This window comes from Roseateles sp. (genome assembly GCF_019237615.1).
Taxonomy (GTDB): domain Bacteria; phylum Pseudomonadota; class Gammaproteobacteria; order Burkholderiales; family Burkholderiaceae_C; genus Pelomonas.
Map to the genome: position 1 here is coordinate 125,859 of NZ_JAFAGT010000085.1, position 16,325 is coordinate 142,183.

The following is a 16,325-nucleotide window of genomic DNA, read 5'->3' on the forward strand; positions in this document are numbered from 1 at the left end:
TCCTGTGCTGGGTTACTGCCCGTTGATGGCCTTGGCCAGGCCCCTGAGCTTCATGTTCAGAAAGGTGAGGCTGGTGCCGAAGTCCTGGGCGTTCTGCGCGAACGCCGCCTGCTCCACGCCCAGCTCCACGGTGTTGCCGTCCTGCGCTGCGTGGAAGGGCACGCGGTACTGCAGATCGCCCGCATCGGTGTCGGTCAGCAGGCCGCCTTGGCCGAGCTGGGCGTCCTGGCCCAGCTGGCGCAAGGTGGCGGCAAAATCCACGTCGCGCGCCTGGTAGCCGGGCGTACTTTCATTCGCGATGTTCGAGGCCAGCACCTTGGTGCGCTCGGCACGCAGGCGCAGGGCGTCGGCGTGCTGGCCCATGGCCTTGCTGAAATCAATGCTCATGCTTCGCTCTCCGAGAAATCTGTTGCTGTGCTTGCTGGCCCTGCTCGCGCCGGGCGCACCCGTGCTGGCCGCGAGCCTGGAAGCCCAGGTGCAGGACGCGGCCCGCCGCGCCGTGCTGGACACCGCTGACCGCGAGGGCTGGGTGGCACCCGAACTGCAGTTCGCGCCGCTGGCTGCCCGCCCGGCACCGGCCTGTGCCGGCGGCTGGGACGTCACGGTGCAGGACACGCGCAGCCTGTCGCGGCTGCGCCTGGCCGCGCATTGCCCGGCCAGCCCGGCCCTGCCGGCGCAGAGCTTCGTGCTGCGCGCCAGCCTCAGTGCCGAGGTGCTGGTGGCCCGCCAGGCCGTCGCCAGCGGCCGTGCACTGGCTGAAGACGACGTCGAACTGCAGCGCCGCGACATCAGCCAGGCCAGCGATGCGCTGGGCCGGCTGGAGGACGCGCTGGGCCAGGCCCCGCGCAGCAGCCTGCGACCGGGTCAGATCCTGCAGAAGCGCCAGCTCACGCCGGCCCAGCTGGTGCGCCGCGGCGAGCACGTTCGCATCGTCGCGCGCAGCGAAGGCATCGAGGTGCATGGTGCCGGCGAGGCGCTGGACGCCGGCGCGCGCGACGCAGTCGTCCGCGTGCGCAACAGCGCCAGCGGCCGCGTCATCTCGGCACGCGTGCTGGACTCCGGCCTGGTTGAACCCGTACGCTGACATCAACGCCGCCCCTTGCCGATCTGTGCCGCCACGCGCGCCAGCTTGTCGGCATAGGCCGGGTCGGTGGCATAGCCGCCCTGCTGCAGCGCGCGGCCATAGGCCAGCGCGTCGCTGCCGGTACCCAAGGCACCCTGGTATCGCGGGCTGCCGCTGAGCAACTGCGAGAAATCGCGGAAGGCGCTGCCGGCATCGGCATAGCTGCGGAAGCCCGCGCGTCGCGACTGGGCTACGCCGCCCTCGTATTCGGTGGTCTGCACATCGGCCACGTCGCCGCGCCAGGCCGGCGTAGCCTTCAGCGCGAACAGGTTGTGGCTGTCGGCGCCGGCTTCGGTGCGGATGGGCCGCTGGCCCCAGCCAGACTCCAGCGCGGCGTGTGCGGACAGCACCTCGGGCGCCACGCCCAGCGCGCGGCCGGCCTCCTCGGCCAGCGGCGCGATGCGCTCCAGCCAGGCCTGCTGCTCGGCGGAGGGGGCCTCCACGGCGCCGACCTGCAGGCGGCGCACCTGCGCCTCAGGGCTGAGGGCGCCGGCCACGTCGCCGCGCTCGATGAAGTGGTTGACCTCGGCGTTGAGCTGGCGGTAGAGGTCGCCGAAACCGGCGGCGGCGCCGTTGGCGCGCGGCGCGGCCGGCAAGGCCGGGAAGCCATCCGTGCCGCCGATACGGAAATCAGGATTCAGCATAAAGCCCCTCCTCCACGCCCATCACGCGGCGCATCAGCGCCTGCTGTTCCGTGATCAGCTGGCAGTTGCGCTGGTTCAACGCCTTGCATTCGCGCACCTGCTCCTCCAGCGCCGTCCAGAGACCACCCAGCGCCTGCGCCGCCGTGGTCGGCAGGCGCTGCAGCAGGCGGCTCATGGTGGGCTCGCCCTGTGAACCCAGCAGCTTGCGCAGCAGCAGGCCGCGCTGGCGAGTGTGGGCATCCAGCTCGTCCACCAGCGCGACGATCTCGTCGGCGAGCCGCTGCAGCGGCTCTGCCTGGTGGCGCAGCGCGGCCTGGAACTGGGCTTCAAGCAGCTCGCGCAGCCGGCCGTAGCCCGCGCGGTCTGCCTGCAGGTCGCGCAGCAGCAGCGTCAGCGCCTCGGTGCTCTTGCCTTTCACCGGCCGGCTCCGTGGTAGCGCTGGATCAGCCGGGCCAGGCGGTCGGCATCGAAACCGATCTCGCCGCGTGCCAGCGCCTCGCGCAGCGCATCGACCTTGGCTTGGTCGATCTCGGGCAGTGCGGCCAACGCCTCCTGGGCCGGGCCCAGCACGCGAGACTCCAGTTCTGCGTTGACCGTTCCCAGCACCGCGGGGGCGCCGCCGCCGGTCTTCGCAACGCCGGGCTGCTCGCTGCGGGCGGTGGGCTTGTCAACGGCATGGCCGTTGTTTGCGACGATCTTCATTCGGTCACCTCGTGTCTTGGTTCGCACGGCCGATCACTCCTTCTCGGCGGGCAACGCCCGGCGCAGCTCGCGCGCGGCCTCGGCCGATTCGGCGCTCAGCGCGGCCATGCCCTGTCCGCCTGCCGCGCTGGGCGCCAGCGGCACGCTCTGCGCCGGCGCGCCGAACATCTGCGAAAGCTGCTGGGTCTGGCGGGGGGTCAGGATCATCAGTTCGATGCGGCGGTTCACCGCCGCGTAGCGGTCGTCCGGATCCAGCGGCGCGCTGTCGGCCATGCCGCTGACCTGCATGACGCTGCTCTCGGGCATGCCCCCCTCCAGCAGATGCAACCGGGCCGACATCGCGCGATGCGTGGACAGCGCCCAGTTGGAGAAGGCACTTGGGCCGCGGTCCACGTACTGCGAAGCATCGGTGTGGCCGACGATGAGCAGCTGGTTGCGCATCTGCGCGAACACCGGCCCCAGCTTCTGCAGCAAGGCCTTGAAGCGCGGCGACGGCGCAGCGCTGCCGCGCTCGAACATGCCGCTGGAGTCCGTGTCGTGCAGCATCACGCGCAGGCCCTGCGGCGTGACCGCCATCCGCAGGTTGCCACCCAGGCCCTCGTCAGCGCTGACGCGCTCGATGACTCGGGCCAGCGCCGCCAGCTCGGCCGGTCGCTCATAGCTGGCGCGGCTGCCAGGCGCGGCGGGGCCGGGGCTGTCTATCGTCTTTTGGCTGTAGTGCGATTGGCCCTGGGCCGGCGCCTCGCCGTAGGCTGGCACCGGGTGGCGCTCGATCATGCTGCCGCGCGAACCCGAGGCCAGCGAGTTGGTCATGCCGTTGCCTTCGTCCAGCAGGTTGGCGCCTGCGCTCTTCAGCACCACCTGCATGCGCTCGGAGTTGCGCGAAGCCAGCAGCCACATGACCAGGAACAGGCACAGCAGCGCCAGGCAGAAGTCGGCAAAGGCGACCTTCCAGGCACCACCATGCCCGTCGTCGTGCGACTTGCGCGAGACGCGCTTGACGACGGTGGGGTGCTGCCCGTCCGCGCGGCCAGGCTTGCCGTTAGGCTGCACTGCGCTCTCCCGGCATGCGGTCGGTCGCGCGGCGGCGCGGCGTCTCTTCCGGCTCGCCCGGATCGTTGAGCTTGTTGATCCAGCCCTCCAGCAGCGCGAAGCTGGGCTTGATGTTGAGCTGCACCAGGCGGCGACCGGCATCGATGGCCAGCAGCGGCGGCTTGCCAGCGACGTGCGTGACCAGCACCACCTTGACGGACTCCAGCGCGGCCATCTCCTCGTTAACCACCTGCTTCATCATGTTGGCCAGCGGATCGAAGAGGCCGTAGCAGAACAGGATGCCGATGAAAGTACCCACCATGGCGGCGGCCACCATCAGAGCGATCTCGCCGGTGCCGGCGCCATCAGCCACCGAGCTCATCGCCGTCACGATGCCCAGCACCGCGGCCAGGATGCCGAATCCGGGCATGGCCTCGGCGATCTTGCCCAGCGAGCGCGCGGGCTGGCTCAGCTCCTCGTGGATGGCCTCCAGCTCCTGCTCCAGCACGCCCTCCAGCTCGTGGGCGTTGATCTTCCCCATGGCCATCAGGCGGAAGTTGTCGACGATGAAGTGCAGCAGCTTGGGCTCGTCCAGGATCAGCGGGTAGCGCTTGAACAGCGGACTCTCGTGCGGCGCCTCGACGTGGGCGTCCAGCGCCTTCAGGCCGCCGGCGGCAGTCTGCAGCAGCTCGTACATCAGCAGCAGAAGCTGGCGCTGGAACTCCTCGCCGTTCTTGCGACGCGCGGCCACCTTGCGCAGTTGCAGCACCATCTCCGACAACACGTGCCTGGGGTTGCCCAGCAGGATGGCGCCGAAGCCCGCGCCCAGGATGATCAGCAACTCGACCGGCTGCCAGATCACGGCAAAGTTGCCACCGTGGATCAGGAAGCCGCCGAAGACGCATCCGATGACGATGAGGATTCCGATAAAGGGCTGCATGGGATTCTTCCTCGGCTTCAGGCCTGCTGCAGGAAGGCTTTCATCTTCCCGAGCGCTGCCTTGTTGATCTGGGAGACGCGCGCCTCGGTGAGATCGAGCACTGCGGCGATCTCCTTCAGGCTGGCGTCGAATTCGTAATAGAGCTGGATGACCTTCTGCTCACGCTCGTTGAGGCTCTGCAGCGCCTGGGTCAGCGAGCGCGTCACCATCAGCTGGGCCTCGGGCGTGCGCGCATCGCTGGGCAGGTTGCTCAGCTCGGCCACCATCTCGTCGAAGCTGGCCAGCTCCTCGGCCACCTCGTCCTGCTGGAAGGCCTGGTAGGCCTGCGGCGTGATCTTGAGGTTGGCCAGGATCTCGGCCTCGCTGGGTTCACGGCCCAGCTTGCGGGTCAGCGCGCGCAGCGCGTCGCGCATCTTGTGGCTCTCCTGGCGCACCGAGCGCGGCCGCCAGTCCTGGCGGCGCAGCTCGTCGAGGATGGCGCCGCGCACGCGCAGCGCAGCGAAGGCGCCGAAGGCCTCGTCCGGCTGGCCGTAGCGGCGCAGCGCCTCCAGCAGGCCCATCAGGCCGATCTGCTCCATGTCCTCGCGGTCCATCACGGCGCAGGCCTGGGCGCCGAGCTGGCGCACGATACGCTTGACCAGCGGTGCGTACTGGCGCAGCTGGGTGCGCTCGAAGTCCGGCCCCAGCAAGCTGGCGCTGGGCTGGGCGTACTCGGCGTAGGCGGCGGCGTGCATGGGCGAGGCCGTCACTCGATGATGAGCTTGCCGATCAGCGCCTCGGCGAACGGCGCCTCGCGCCGCTCGGCGGCGTAGCTGTCGTGGTAGGCCTTGTTCAGCACGTCGGCGAACTGCGGCACCGTCATGGCGCGCGCGCCCTCCAGCGTGTAGGCCGACAAGGCCTTCACCGCCACGGTACGCAGCAAGGGCAGATGCTCCTTGGCGCGCTTCTCCTGCTCGGGCAGGGTCTTGAACACCACGTCCATCGCCAGGTAGTGCGGCACGCTGTCTCCCTCGCTGCCGCGCATCATCACCAGCACCTTCTCCAGCGTGACGTACTTGTAGTCCGGCGCAGGCTTCCCGTCGTCGGCCTGGGCCGCGCTCTCGGGTTGCTCGGCCTGCGTGGCGCGGGCGTTCATGGCCCACCAGACGGCACCGCCCGCGGCGGCGGCGGCCAGCAGGCCCACCAGCGCGATCACGGCGATCAGTTTGAGTTTGGACTTCATGGTCTTGCTTCCGTTCCCTTGACCCGCATCAGGCCTTCATGGAGGCGAGGTCGGCCGCGAAACTGGCCACCTCTGCGCCGTCCAGGCCGCGCCCCGGGCGGCGTTGCTGTTGCTGTTCCTGGCGCGCCTGCTGCTGGCCGTCGCGCGCTGCCTGCTGATGGGCGCCGCCGCGGGCCTCCGCCTCGCGGCTGGCCGCGCCGGGCTGCAGTACCTGCACGCTGACGTCGCCGCTGTGGCGCTGCACCAGGCTCTGGCGCAACTGCTCGCCAACCTGCTGGATCTGGCGCGTGACCTCGTCGTGGCTGGCAGCGATGCGCACCTGCAGGTCGCCGGCCTGCTGGCGGATGGCGATCTCCACCTGGCCCAGCATGGGCGGCTCCAGCCGGATGACGGCCTGGTCGCTGCGCGCGGCGATCTGCAGCTGCAGCCGGTCACCCAGCGCCTGCAGCAGCGGCTGCTGCCATTGCGTGGGCTCGCCCTTGAGCGTGATTGCGGGCTGGAGCATGGCCGGCGCGGCGGCCGGGCGCAGTGGTGCGGCCATCGGAGCGGCGGCGGTCAACTCGGCGCCGGAGCCGGCACGCTCTGCCTTCTGCGGTGCGGCTTGCGTCGTCTCATCCGCCTCGGGCGCCGGCTCTTCGGCCTTCGCGGCCGCGCTGGCCGGCACCGCTTGGGCATAGGCATCAGCGCTTGCAGCCGGCGACGGTGAGTCCTGCGCCGGTGCGACCGGATCCGTGGCCAGGGCCGGCCGGGGCTCGCCGGACGGGGCGACTGGCACCGGCACCGGCGCCGTCCTCGGCATGGATTCAGCCACAGGTGCAGACACCACCGTCGGCACCGCTTCGGCCACCAGTGCAGACACCACAGTCGGCACCACTTCGGCCACCGGCGCCAGCACCACGGTCGGCGCGGGCTCGGCGGCAGGCATCGCGTCGGAGCCTGTCACGGCGGGCGCCACGGCCTGCGGCGGCAGCGCCACGGCCAGCAGACCCAGAGCCGCCAGTGCAAAGGCGGATTGCGGGTCCAGCGCCTGCTGGCCGTCCGGCGTCTCGGCTGGCGCTGCGGCCTCCTGCGTCAGGGGCAACGGCACCGGCGGGACGGGCGGTTCGGCCGCGGCGTCCAGGCTGGCCACCAACGCGACGGCGAAGCCTTCGTCCGGCGACAGCGTCGTCTCGGCGTCGACCTCAGCCAGGAAGCCGCGCTGAGGGCGCGCGGCGGGCGTGGGCAGCAGGGCTGCTGTGTTCATGGCTGGTCCTCCAACTGCTGTCCGCCATGGGCGGCATAGGCACGCCAGCGCTCTCGGCCCTCGCGCATCTGGTTCAGGGTCTGCTCCAGAGCCTGCATCTCGTCGCGGCAGAGCTGGCGCGCCTCGGCATGGGCCTCGCCCAGCGCCCGCAGTGCCTGGCGCTCCAGCTCGCTGGGCACGGTGGACGGCGTCCAGCCGCGCAGCGCGGCGCCCAGGTCGGCATCCAGGCGCTGCAGCGCCCGCCAGTCGCGGTGGCGACCGGCCTGGCGCAGGCCCTGGGCGAGACGCAGCAGCTGCATCGCCTTATCCATGGCGGGCCTGCACACCCTGCCAGCCTTCGCGGATCTGGCCCAGCAGACTGCGGACCTCGTCGATGATGGCCACGTCCAATTCCACGCCGGCGCGGTACAGACGCCCGGCGCAGTAGTCGTAGAGGCGGGCGAGGTTGTTCACGACCTCGCCGCCGGCGTCCATGTCCAGCGCGCTGGACATGCCGTTGATGATGCCGACGCATTTCTCCAAGCTGGCCGCCTTGAGCTCGAAGCGGCGGGCCTCGATGTGGCCGCGCGCGCGCGCCAGCTCGTCAAGCAGGCCGTCCATCAGCACCAGCACCAGCTGCACCGGCGACGCCTGCGCGGTCTGGGCCTTCAGGTTGACGGACTGGTAGCTTTGGTAGGCGTCGTAGGTCATGACTACTTGGATGAGAAAAGGCTGTCCAGCAGCCCGGAGGTCTTGGACATCTGCTCCTGCATGGCCTGCAGGGCGGAAAACTGCTTCAGGTAGCGCCCGTACATCTGGTCGTAGCGGGCGTCGAGCCGGGTCTGGCGCTCGCTCAGCGCGCGCTGCTGGGCGCCGATGCCGTCCTGGCGCTTCTTCAGCAGTCCGCCGGTGCTGTTGGTCCATGGCTCGGTGGCATTGGCGAGACTGCCGAGCAGGCCGCTGCGGCTGGTCAAGGTGGCCTTGCCGAGGAAGCCGTCGAGCGCGTCGGGGGTGGTGGTCAGGGCCTTGGCGAGCTTGTCGCCGTCCAGGCTGAGCTTGCCGGCGCGGTCCAGCGAGAAGCCCAGGCCACGCAGGTTCAGGCCGCCGACGTCCTGGCGCAGCAGACTGGCGAGTCGGTCGCGCAGCGACTTCAGGCCGGAGTCGTTGGCCAACGGACCGGCCGTGCTGCCCTCGCCGCCGCTCTTCAGCAGGCTGTCCAGCGTGCCGCGCAGCGTGTTGTAGGCGTTGACGAAACCGGCAATGTTGTCCTTGGTGGCGCTGGTGTCCTGCGCCACGGCCAGCGTCATCGGGGCGCTGCCGACGGCCTGGGCGGCCTTCAGCGTCAGCGTCACGCCTTCGATGGCGGTGATGGTGTTGCTGTTCTGGCGGATCTCCAGACCCGAGCCCTTGGCGCCCAGCCAGACGATGGCGTCGCGCGCGGCGACCAGCTCCTGGGGCGGACCGTTCAGCACGGCGGCCAGCGCCGCATCGACGTTGCCATCGGCGCTGACGCTGATCTCGCCGCTGGCGCCACCCACGCCCGAACTGAAGATCAGGCTGGACTTGCCGTTGACGGTGCTGACCATGGCGGTGACCTTGCCCTGGTTGCCCTGGGCTGCATTCACGGCGCGAGCGATCTCGGCATACGACAGCGTGCCGTTGCCGTCCACGTCGGCGACGGCGAGGTCCACCTCGAAGCTCTCGCCGCTGCCCAGCGACAGCGTGATCTTGCCGGCCGCGTTGGCCGCCGTGGCGGGCAGGTCCTTGAAGGCGATCTGCTGGTTGCTCGCCAACTGCTCGACGAACAGCGAATAGCTGCCCGGCGCGGCCTTGGCGTTGGCCGTGGCGCTGGCGACAGCCGTGTCCGACGGCGTGGCACCCATCTTAAGCAGGCTGCTGGTGCTGGAGACGGAGCTGAGCGAGCCCAGTGCAGTCTGGAAGCTCGACAGCGCGCTCTGCAGCTTGGTCAACGCACTGGAAGTGCTCGTCGCGGCGGTCTTCTGGGTGTCGATCAGCGACTGCGCGGCCGCGGTGTAGGCCTTGGCCAGCGAAGTGGCGGTGCTCGTCGGGTCGTAGGTTGTGGTCATCGGCTGCTCCTCGGGACGGGAATGGGACTACCACCGGACAAGACGACGCGCGCCACCGACAACTTAAGAAACCCCTTCATGCCCGCCCCCGCAGCCAGACCTGGCCGGCCAGATCGTCCTGACCCTTTTGTTGGCGCCGTTCGTCATCGGCCCGCAGGCGTTCGCCCACGCGGTCCAACAGTTGGCCCACGGCCTCCTGCTTGCGCGCCACGGCCAGCACGGCCTGGCGCTGGGCGGCCACGTCGGCCTCATGGACGGCCAGGTGCTGGCGCTGCTGGTCAGCCCATTGCATGACCGCCTGCTTGTAGTCGGCGCCGTTGAGGGCCAGGCTGGGGGCAGACGCACCGGTAGGGCCCAATTGCGCGTTCAGCGCCTCAAGCCGCTGCACGGCGGCGGCGCTGCGCGCGCGCAGCTGCTCCTTGGCGGCCAGCTCGGCCTGGTTGCGCTCCAGCTCGCGGCCGCGCAGGTCGACGAGGCGGCGCAGGTTCAGCTGCAGTTGCTTCATTGCACGATCTCCGCGAGGCGCTGCAGGGTCTCGTCCAGCCGTGCCGGCTCGCTGACGCCCTGGTGCAGGAAGGACTCGATCAGGGGGAACAGCCGCACGGCGCGGTCGGTCAGCGGGTCGGCGCCGGGCACGTAGGCGCCCAGCGGCATCAGCTCGCGAACCTGTTCGTACTTGGCAGCCAAGGCCTTGAGCTCGCGCGCCGCCTGCTGGTGGCCCCTGCCCGCCACCAGGGCCATGCAGCGGCTGATGGATTGCGACACGTCGATGGCGGGGTAATGGCCACGCTCGGCCAGCGCGCGCGACAGCACGATGTGGCCGTCCAGGATGGCGCGCGCGGTGTCCACGACCGGGTCCTGCTGGTCATCACCCTCGGCCAGCACGGTGTAGATGGCGCTCATGCTGCCCTCGGTGTGCTCGCCGTTGCCGGCGCTCTCCACCAGCTCAGGCAGCACGGAGAACACCGACGGCGGGTAGCCGCGCGTGGCCGGCGGCTCGCCCAGCGCCAGCGCGACCTCGCGCCTGGCCATCGCGTAGCGGGTCAGCGAATCGACCAGCAGCAGCACATGCTGGCCCTGGTCGCGGTAATGGGCGGCGATGGTGTGACACAGCTCGGTGGCGCGCATGCGCATCAGCGGCGACTCGTCGGCCGGCGCCACGACGACGACAGCGCGCGCCAGACCCGCCTCGCCCAGGCTGAGGTCGATGAACTCGCGCACCTCGCGGCCGCGCTCGCCGATCAAGCCCACGACAACCACGTCGGCAACGGTCTGGCGCGTGATCAGGCCCAGCAGCACGCTCTTGCCCACGCCCGAGCCGGCCATCAGGCCCACGCGCTGGCCACGGCCCAGCGTCAACAGGCCATTGATGGCTCGCACGCCCACGTCCAGCGGCTCGTGCACCGGCGTCTTCTTCAGCGGGTTGACCTTGGGCGGGCGGCTCGGCAGCGGATGCTCGCCGGTCAGCCGGCCCAGGCCGTCAATGGGCTCGCCCAGGCCGTTGACGATGCGGCCCAGCCAGGCCGGGCCGATCATGGGGGCGCGCTGCTCCGGCGCGGGCAGCACGCGGGCGCCGGTGCAGAGGCCCTCGGGCTTCTTGAACGGCATCAGGTAGGAAACCTCCTCGCGGAAACCCACCACCTGCGCCGCGATCCATTCGTCGCCGGCGCCCTCGATCATGCAGCGCTGACCGGTGCGCAGCGCGCAGCCGACGCTCTCCAGCAGCAGCCCGGAGGCTCCCACCAGCCGGCCTGTTGGCGTGGCCACCGGCACCTCGTCCAGCTCGACCCGGCGCAGCGCCGCCGCGATCATTGCGCGCTCTCCGCAGCCGGGTCCAGCATCTGCGCCTTGACCTGGTCCATGCAGGCCTCCAGGCGCTGGCGGCAGCCGGCATCGGCCTCATGGCCACCGGCCAGCAGTCGGCACTCGCCGCTTTCCAGCTTGGCGTCCGGCACCAGCGTCCAGGTCTGGGCGCGCTCGGGCGCCAGGTCCTGGATGCGACGCAGGTCCTCCGGGTTGAGGAACACCTCCACGCCCTCGCGGCGAACCGGCATGCTGGCCAGCGTCTCGTCGACCAGGGCCAGCAGCTGCGTCGGCTGCAGCGTCAGCTCGGCGCGTATGACCTGACGCGCGACCTTCTCGACCAGGTCCACCACCTCCTTGCGCAGCGCCGACTGGTAGTCGTGCTGCAGCTGGCGCAGCTCGGCCAGCAGCGCGTCCACGGGGCGCGCCAGCGTGGCGAAGCGCTCCTGCGCCTCGCGCCGGCCCTGCTCGCGGCCTTCCTCCCGGCCTATCGCCTGGGCGGCCTCGCGGCCGGCGGCCAGGCCGCTGGCATGGCCTTCCTCGTAGCCCTTGGCCAGGCCTTCCTGGAAGCCCTGGGCCAGCACCTGCTGCAGCTGGGCCGGCGAGCTGCCGGCCAGCTCGCGAGCGGCGCTGAGCTGGGCCAGCGGCGGGAAGCGGTGGGGACGCAGCACGGGCTTCACTCGACGGTCGCCTCGGCAAACAGCTGCACCTGGATCTCGCCGGCGTCGACCAGACCCTTGACCAGCGTCATGACCTCGTTGCGAGACTGCTCGGCACGCGACAGCGGAATGGGGCCGCTGCGGCGGATCAGGTCCTCGAAGCTCTGCGCCTGGCGGCGCGGCATCGCGGCCAGGATGGCCTTGCGCACCGCGGGCTCGGCACCCTTGAGCGCCACCGCCCACAGCTCGATGGGCACCTCCTCGATGATGCGGGTCAGCACCGCCTCGCTCTGGCGCGACAGGATGAAGAAGTCGTACATGCTGACTTCGATCTCGCTGACGACGTCGGGGTCCTGCGCACGCAGCAGCTCCACCATCTGCTGGCGCTGGTCCGGCAGGCGGTTCAGGATCTCCGCCACCTGGCGCACGCCCTCGACGTTGGCGCCCTGGTGGCCCAGTCCAACCAGGCAGCGCTCGACAAGCTGCTCCAGCTCGGCCAGCAGGTCGGCGTCCACCTCGGACAGGCGCGCCACGTTGAGCAGCACCTGGTCGCGACCGGCGGCCGGCAGCGCGCCCAGCACGTCGCTGGCCAACGTGGGCGGCAGGAAAGCCAGGAACACGGCCTGCATGCGCACATGCTCGTCGGCGATGTGGTCGGCCAGCCATTTGGGCGAGGCCCATTGCAGGCGCTGCATCTTGGGGCGGATGGCATCACCGTAGATGTTGTTCAGCACGCTGTTGGCGATGTCGCCGCCCAGCGCCATGTCCAGCGAGCGCTTCAGGTAGCTGCGCGACGCGCCGTGCACGCCGCTTTGCTCGCGGTAGTCGTCGAAGAAGCCCTGCAGCGCAGTCTTGACCCAGTCGACCTTGATGCCGCTCATGCGCGACATCACCTGCGTCACGTCCAGCAGCTCATCGCGCGACAGGCAGCGCAGCACCGCCGCGGCGGGCTCCTCGCCCATGCTCAGCAGCACGATGGCGGCGCGCTCAACCGGCGTCAGGCCTTCGGCCGTGGTGGCGGGGATGAATTCGGTGGCCTCAGGCATTTTTCTTCTGCACCCATTGCTTCACCACCTCGGCGACGCGCTCCGGCTCCTTGGAGGCGAGGATCTTCAGGTGGTCGACCAGGACATCCACCGGCGAGCCGGGGGGCGGCAGTTCATAGTTCTCCAGCAGCGGCACCACGGACATCGGGCGCGCAGCGCCAGCCTGAGCACCCGGCGCCGGCAGCGCGGCGCTGGCGGCTGACCCACCCAGCTCACCGACTGCGGCGCCGGCCAGTGCCGCCTGCTCGTGCGGCTCCAACTGGCCCGGCGCCAGCGCGCGACGCTGCGTCACCGACTGCTGAGCCAGACGCAGCAGCGGGCGGGCCAGCAGCAGATAGCCCAGCAAGGCGGCCAGCGCCCAGCCGACCCAGCCGCCGATGTCGATCAGCGTGTCGCGCTGCTCGTACCAGGGCGAGGCCGGCGCAGGCGTGGGGAAGTTCAGCGTCGAGACGACCAGCGTGTCGCCGCGCTCCGTGTGGATACCCAGGCCGTTGTGCAGCAGCTTCTCGACCTTGGCGATGTCGTCCGGCGTCCAGGCCTTGGCGCCGCCCGGCGCGACACCGTTGTTCAGCACCACGGCCACCGACAGCCGCGCCAGCCGGCCGCGGCTCTTCTTGACCTGTGTGATGCTGCGGTCGTAGGCGTACTGGCGCGTCGAGGCGTTCTTGTGCGCCTGCGTCGCATTGCCGTCGCCGGGCGCCGACGCGGCCGGGTTGGGCGCGTTGACTGGGCGATTGGACAGCGAGCCCGGGATGCCCAGCGCCAGCTGGCCACGATCCTGCTCCTCGCGCATCGCCTCGTTGGTCAGGCGCGGCGCGTCGCCGTACTGCTCGCGCGTCTCCTGGACACGGTCGTTGTCGACTTCGGCCGTCACGGAGACGCGGTAATTCTCGTCACCCAGCACCGGTGCCAGCAGGTCGCGCGCGTTGCGACGCGCCTCGTCCTGGAAATGCTTGGCAGCGTCCGTGACCTGACTGGCTTCGAAGCCCTCGCTGAGGTCCACGCGCGAAGACAGCAGGTTGCCGGCCTGATCCACCAGGCTGACGCGCGCCGGGTCCAGGCTAGCGACGCTGCCGGCCACCAGGTTGATGGCGGCGGCGATCTGCTCGTTGCCCAGCGTGCGGCCGGGCTTGAGTGTCAGCACGACGGAGGCGGAACTCTTCTGGCCGTCCGCCAGCACGAAGGATGAGGACTTGGCGATGGACAGGTGCACGCGCGCCGACTCCACCGCGTCCAGGCTCATCATGCTCTGCGCGAGCTCGCCCTCCAGGCCGCGGCGAAAGCGCACGTCCTGCACGAACTGGCTGACGCCCAGCGGATCGTTGCGATCCATCAACTCCAACCCGGCGGGCAGCTTGGCGACGACGCCCTTGGCCGCCAGCAGCATGCGCACCCGGCCCAGCTGCGACTCGGGCACCAGCACCTGGCCGGTCTCGGGATGCAGCCGATAGCCGACGCGCTCGGCATCCAGCACCGCCAGCATCTCGGCCGTGGCGACGCGCTCGCGCTGGCCGAACACCGGCTTGTAGCCGGCCTGGTCGCGCCACATCAGCATCAGCGCCAGCGCGGTGCCGGCCAGGGCCAGCCCCACCACGGGCAGCAGGCCGCGCGCCAGCCCGTTTGGCATGCTCGGGAGGCGGTTCCAGGTGGGGCCCAGCCGGGCCGTCAGGGCTTTCATCATGTCGGCCTCAGAGCGGCAGCTTGATCAGCTCGTCCACCGCGCCAACGACCTTGTTGCGCACCTGCATGAGCATGGAGAACGACAGGCTGGCCTGCTGGCTGGCGAGCATGGCGCCGACAAGATCGTCGCTCTCGCCGGTCTCGACCGCAGCCATGCGCTGCGCGGCGTCCTGGTCCAGGCCGTCCACGCCGCGCAGCGCCTGCACCATGCTGTCGGCGAAACCGCCCGCGCCAGCGGCGGCACCGGGCGCCTGCATCGGCTCGATGTTGGCGGCCAGGCGCTGCGCGTCCTGATCCAGGCGAGCCACTTCGGCCAGCATGCCCGAGGTCAGCGGAGGCGCCATGGAGGCGTTGACGGCCATTTTCTATTCCTTCGCGTCAAAGGGCTGGCCCACAGCAGGCAAAACCACCCCCTGCCCGGTCAAGGGCATATTTTGTTCGGCTTAGATTTGGATTTTCGGACCGGCCCTTGACTCGATTACCGGCCGAGATTCCCTCGGAACTATCTTTGCGAGAAGCGTAGCATCATCAACACCCCCTCAACTGCCGCTTCCAGCATCGTTTTCTAATATTTTTATAATGCAATCCAAAGATTCATGACTTGTATTCGGAGTCGGGCAACACGGCGGATCGACCGGGACATGCGGCGAACGACATCCAGCGCCCGCTCGGCCCGGCCGGCAGCGCAAGGAGGGTGAAGAGGTTCGGCTCGCTCATGGTCGCAATCTCCAACGGGTGAGTCGGCGGCGAACCCGGCGATAGCCAGCAGGTCACAACGGGCCGCAAGATGCGACCCGGCAGACGAGAGCACGACGACCACGCGACGCGTGGCACGACAGACTTCAGGCCTGGCAACCCCGCTATCGTGATGCACGACCTGCGCCGCGCATGGTAGACCGGAGGCTTTGCGACCCCGACTTTCGCTCGGGTGTGCCCTGATGGAACGGACTGTAGCCAGCCCCCACGGTTGGATACAAGTTCTTTTGCTGCACCGCGGCGCAGCACTATCCGCGAGCGTGATTTTGTGCACATGTCGCGCACAGCAAAAGGCATGCCTCGCATTTATAGCCGGCAGCCTGGTCACGCATGAGGCGCCGCAAGCATCAAGTTCAATGGCGGCTCTGGAAACCAGGACGACCGGCCGGGCGACTGACTTAAATTCGACACAAAGCGGCGTCGCGTGATTTTTTTCGCGGCGGTGCTTCGCGTATTTTCCAGATGACCGCCACCCTCTTTGCCGGACTATAAAACTTCGCCAAAATCCGCACACCCCAATACCCGGCCAACCTGCCCGAATATGCGCAGGCCCGCGCCGTTTTGATACTCATCCAACGCCCATGAGCCCCCCTGCCCCCCCCACTGCCCCAGCCGTGCTGGACCCGCGCACGCTGGGCCGGCCGGTGCACCTGCTGCCGCAGTTCACCGGGCAGTTGCGCGAGGCCCTGGGCGACCTGCTGCGCCAGCACAACCGCCGCTATCGCGCCCACTACCAGGTCGGCGAGGTCAGCCTCGCCCCCGGCCAGGGCGAGGCCGGCCGCTGGCTGGTCAGCGACTCTGCACAAGGCCGCATGAGCTGCCTGCTGGAGCGCAGCCTGGTGCAGAGCCTGATGGCTCACCGCTACGGCGCCACACCGACCGCTGTGGCAAACGCACAGCAAACCGCCACCGAGGAGCGCCTGCAGGCGCTGCTGTGCCGGCAGATGCTGGGTTGCGCGCAACAGGCGCTGGGCCAGCCCGCGACGGACCTCGCGCTGCACCACAGCCCGTTGCCGGGCCTGGCGCCCGGCAGCTGGATGGTGCGGGCCGCCATCAGTGAACCCGGGCAGGGCCTGGCCAGCACCGTCCTCATCGGCCTGGACAGTGCCTGCATGGACCGGCTGCTCAGGCGCCTGGCAGATGAGCAGCCGCCGCGCGCTCCGCGACCGCGCACCGCGCCGCCCCAGGCCCTGGCGCGCCGGCTCGACGTGAAGCTGCAGGCCCGGCTGCTGCAGCAGACCCTGTCGCTGGGCGAGCTGCTGGACCTGCGGCCCGGCGACCTCGTGCCCGTACGCCTGAACGCCAAGGCCACGCAGGTGCTGGTCGACGGCTCATGCCTGTTCACCGCCTCGGTGGCCGAGCACCAGGGCAAGCTGTGCCTGACTTCTTTTGCGGACGCCGACTGACAT

20 protein-coding genes and 1 riboswitch are annotated in these 16,325 nt (G+C 70.0%); of the genes, 2 read left to right on the forward strand and 18 right to left on the reverse strand.

Annotation, left to right across the window (positions count from 1 at the left end):
- Positions 1–12: 12 nt before the first annotated feature.
- Positions 13–387: a flagellar basal body rod protein FlgB gene (flgB, locus tag JOY88_RS17265; RefSeq protein WP_293503863.1), complete on the reverse strand. Its 375-nt coding sequence runs from the start codon at positions 385–387 to the stop codon at positions 13–15.
- Here flgB and flgA point away from each other — a divergent pair.
- Positions 386–1,084, forward strand: coding sequence for a flagellar basal body P-ring formation chaperone FlgA (gene flgA, locus JOY88_RS17270; protein WP_293503864.1), 699 nt, complete (start codon positions 386–388; stop codon positions 1,082–1,084). The two genes, flgB and flgA, sit on opposite strands and share 2 nt — an antisense overlap.
- Positions 1,085–1,086: 2 nt before the next feature.
- Here flgA and JOY88_RS17275 read toward each other — a convergent pair whose 3' ends face one another.
- The 17 genes from JOY88_RS17275 to fliE all read right to left on the reverse strand — a co-directional run bounded on the left by JOY88_RS17275 (position 1,087) and on the right by fliE (position 14,504).
- Positions 1,087–1,767 carry a glucosaminidase domain-containing protein gene (locus tag JOY88_RS17275; protein ID WP_293503865.1) on the reverse strand — a complete coding sequence of 227 codons (681 nt, stop codon included), beginning with the start codon at positions 1,765–1,767 and terminating at the stop codon, positions 1,087–1,089.
- A complete protein-coding gene (gene flgN / locus JOY88_RS17280) occupies positions 1,754–2,185 on the reverse strand; it encodes a flagellar export chaperone FlgN (RefSeq protein ID WP_293503866.1) in 432 nt (143 codons plus the stop codon). The genes JOY88_RS17275 and flgN overlap by 14 nt, the downstream gene beginning before the upstream one ends.
- A complete protein-coding gene (flgM, locus tag JOY88_RS17285; protein ID WP_293503867.1) occupies positions 2,182–2,469 on the reverse strand; it encodes a flagellar biosynthesis anti-sigma factor FlgM in 288 nt (95 codons plus the stop codon). The genes flgN and flgM overlap by 4 nt, the downstream gene beginning before the upstream one ends.
- Positions 2,470–2,502: 33 nt before the next feature.
- Positions 2,503–3,522, reverse strand: a complete 1,020-nt coding sequence (locus JOY88_RS17290) for a flagellar motor protein MotB (protein ID WP_293503868.1) — start codon at positions 3,520–3,522, stop codon at positions 2,503–2,505.
- Positions 3,512–4,441 carry a flagellar motor stator protein MotA gene (motA, locus tag JOY88_RS17295; protein ID WP_293503869.1) on the reverse strand — a complete coding sequence of 310 codons (930 nt, stop codon included), beginning with the start codon at positions 4,439–4,441 and terminating at the stop codon, positions 3,512–3,514. The genes JOY88_RS17290 and motA overlap by 11 nt, the downstream gene beginning before the upstream one ends.
- 17 nt (positions 4,442–4,458) lie before the next feature.
- Complete coding sequence (locus tag JOY88_RS17300) at positions 4,459–5,175, reverse strand: FliA/WhiG family RNA polymerase sigma factor (RefSeq protein WP_524539231.1); 717 nt, start codon at positions 5,173–5,175, stop codon at positions 4,459–4,461.
- Positions 5,176–5,186: 11 nt separating this feature from the next.
- Positions 5,187–5,663 (reverse strand): flagellar basal body protein, encoded by a 477-nt coding sequence (locus JOY88_RS17305; protein ID WP_293503871.1) that lies wholly within the window; start codon positions 5,661–5,663, stop codon positions 5,187–5,189.
- Between the two features lie 28 nt (positions 5,664–5,691).
- Complete coding sequence (locus JOY88_RS17310; protein WP_293503872.1) at positions 5,692–6,906, reverse strand: flagellar hook-length control protein FliK; 1,215 nt, start codon at positions 6,904–6,906, stop codon at positions 5,692–5,694.
- Positions 6,903–7,205, reverse strand: a complete 303-nt coding sequence (gene fliT, locus JOY88_RS17315; protein WP_293503873.1) for a flagellar protein FliT — start codon at positions 7,203–7,205, stop codon at positions 6,903–6,905. Before fliT ends, JOY88_RS17310 begins: the two co-directional genes overlap by 4 nt.
- 4 nt (positions 7,206–7,209) lie before the next feature.
- Complete coding sequence (gene fliS / locus JOY88_RS17320) at positions 7,210–7,596, reverse strand: flagellar export chaperone FliS (protein WP_293503874.1); 387 nt, start codon at positions 7,594–7,596, stop codon at positions 7,210–7,212.
- 2 nt (positions 7,597–7,598) lie between these two features.
- Positions 7,599–8,972, reverse strand: a complete 1,374-nt coding sequence (fliD, locus tag JOY88_RS17325; protein ID WP_293503875.1) for a flagellar filament capping protein FliD — start codon at positions 8,970–8,972, stop codon at positions 7,599–7,601.
- A 76-nt stretch (positions 8,973–9,048) separates the two neighbouring features.
- Positions 9,049–9,477 (reverse strand): flagellar FliJ family protein, encoded by a 429-nt coding sequence (locus JOY88_RS17330; protein WP_293503876.1) that lies wholly within the window; start codon positions 9,475–9,477, stop codon positions 9,049–9,051.
- Positions 9,474–10,784 carry a flagellar protein export ATPase FliI gene (fliI, locus tag JOY88_RS17335; protein WP_293503877.1) on the reverse strand — a complete coding sequence of 437 codons (1,311 nt, stop codon included), beginning with the start codon at positions 10,782–10,784 and terminating at the stop codon, positions 9,474–9,476. Before fliI ends, JOY88_RS17330 begins: the two co-directional genes overlap by 4 nt.
- On the reverse strand, positions 10,781–11,446 hold the full coding sequence (gene fliH, locus JOY88_RS17340) for a flagellar assembly protein FliH (protein ID WP_367269816.1): 666 nt from the start codon (positions 11,444–11,446) through the stop codon (positions 10,781–10,783). The genes fliI and fliH overlap by 4 nt, the downstream gene beginning before the upstream one ends.
- A gap of 5 nt (positions 11,447–11,451) precedes the next feature.
- The gene (locus JOY88_RS17345) at positions 11,452–12,480 is read right to left on the reverse strand and encodes a flagellar motor switch protein FliG (RefSeq protein WP_293503879.1); all 1,029 of its coding nucleotides are present in this window, start codon (positions 12,478–12,480) and stop codon (positions 11,452–11,454) included.
- Entirely contained in the window at positions 12,473–14,161 is a 1,689-nt protein-coding gene (gene fliF, locus JOY88_RS17350; RefSeq protein ID WP_293503880.1) for a flagellar basal-body MS-ring/collar protein FliF, read from the reverse strand. Before fliF ends, JOY88_RS17345 begins: the two co-directional genes overlap by 8 nt.
- 7 nt (positions 14,162–14,168) lie before the next feature.
- Entirely contained in the window at positions 14,169–14,504 is a 336-nt protein-coding gene (fliE, locus tag JOY88_RS17355) for a flagellar hook-basal body complex protein FliE (RefSeq protein WP_524539232.1), read from the reverse strand.
- A gap of 503 nt (positions 14,505–15,007) precedes the next feature.
- Positions 15,008–15,105, reverse strand: a riboswitch (cyclic di-GMP riboswitch).
- A gap of 392 nt (positions 15,106–15,497) precedes the next feature.
- Here fliE and JOY88_RS17360 point away from each other — a divergent pair.
- On the forward strand, positions 15,498–16,322 hold the full coding sequence (locus tag JOY88_RS17360; RefSeq protein WP_293503882.1) for a FliM/FliN family flagellar motor switch protein: 825 nt from the start codon (positions 15,498–15,500) through the stop codon (positions 16,320–16,322).
- Positions 16,323–16,325 lie beyond the last annotated feature (3 nt).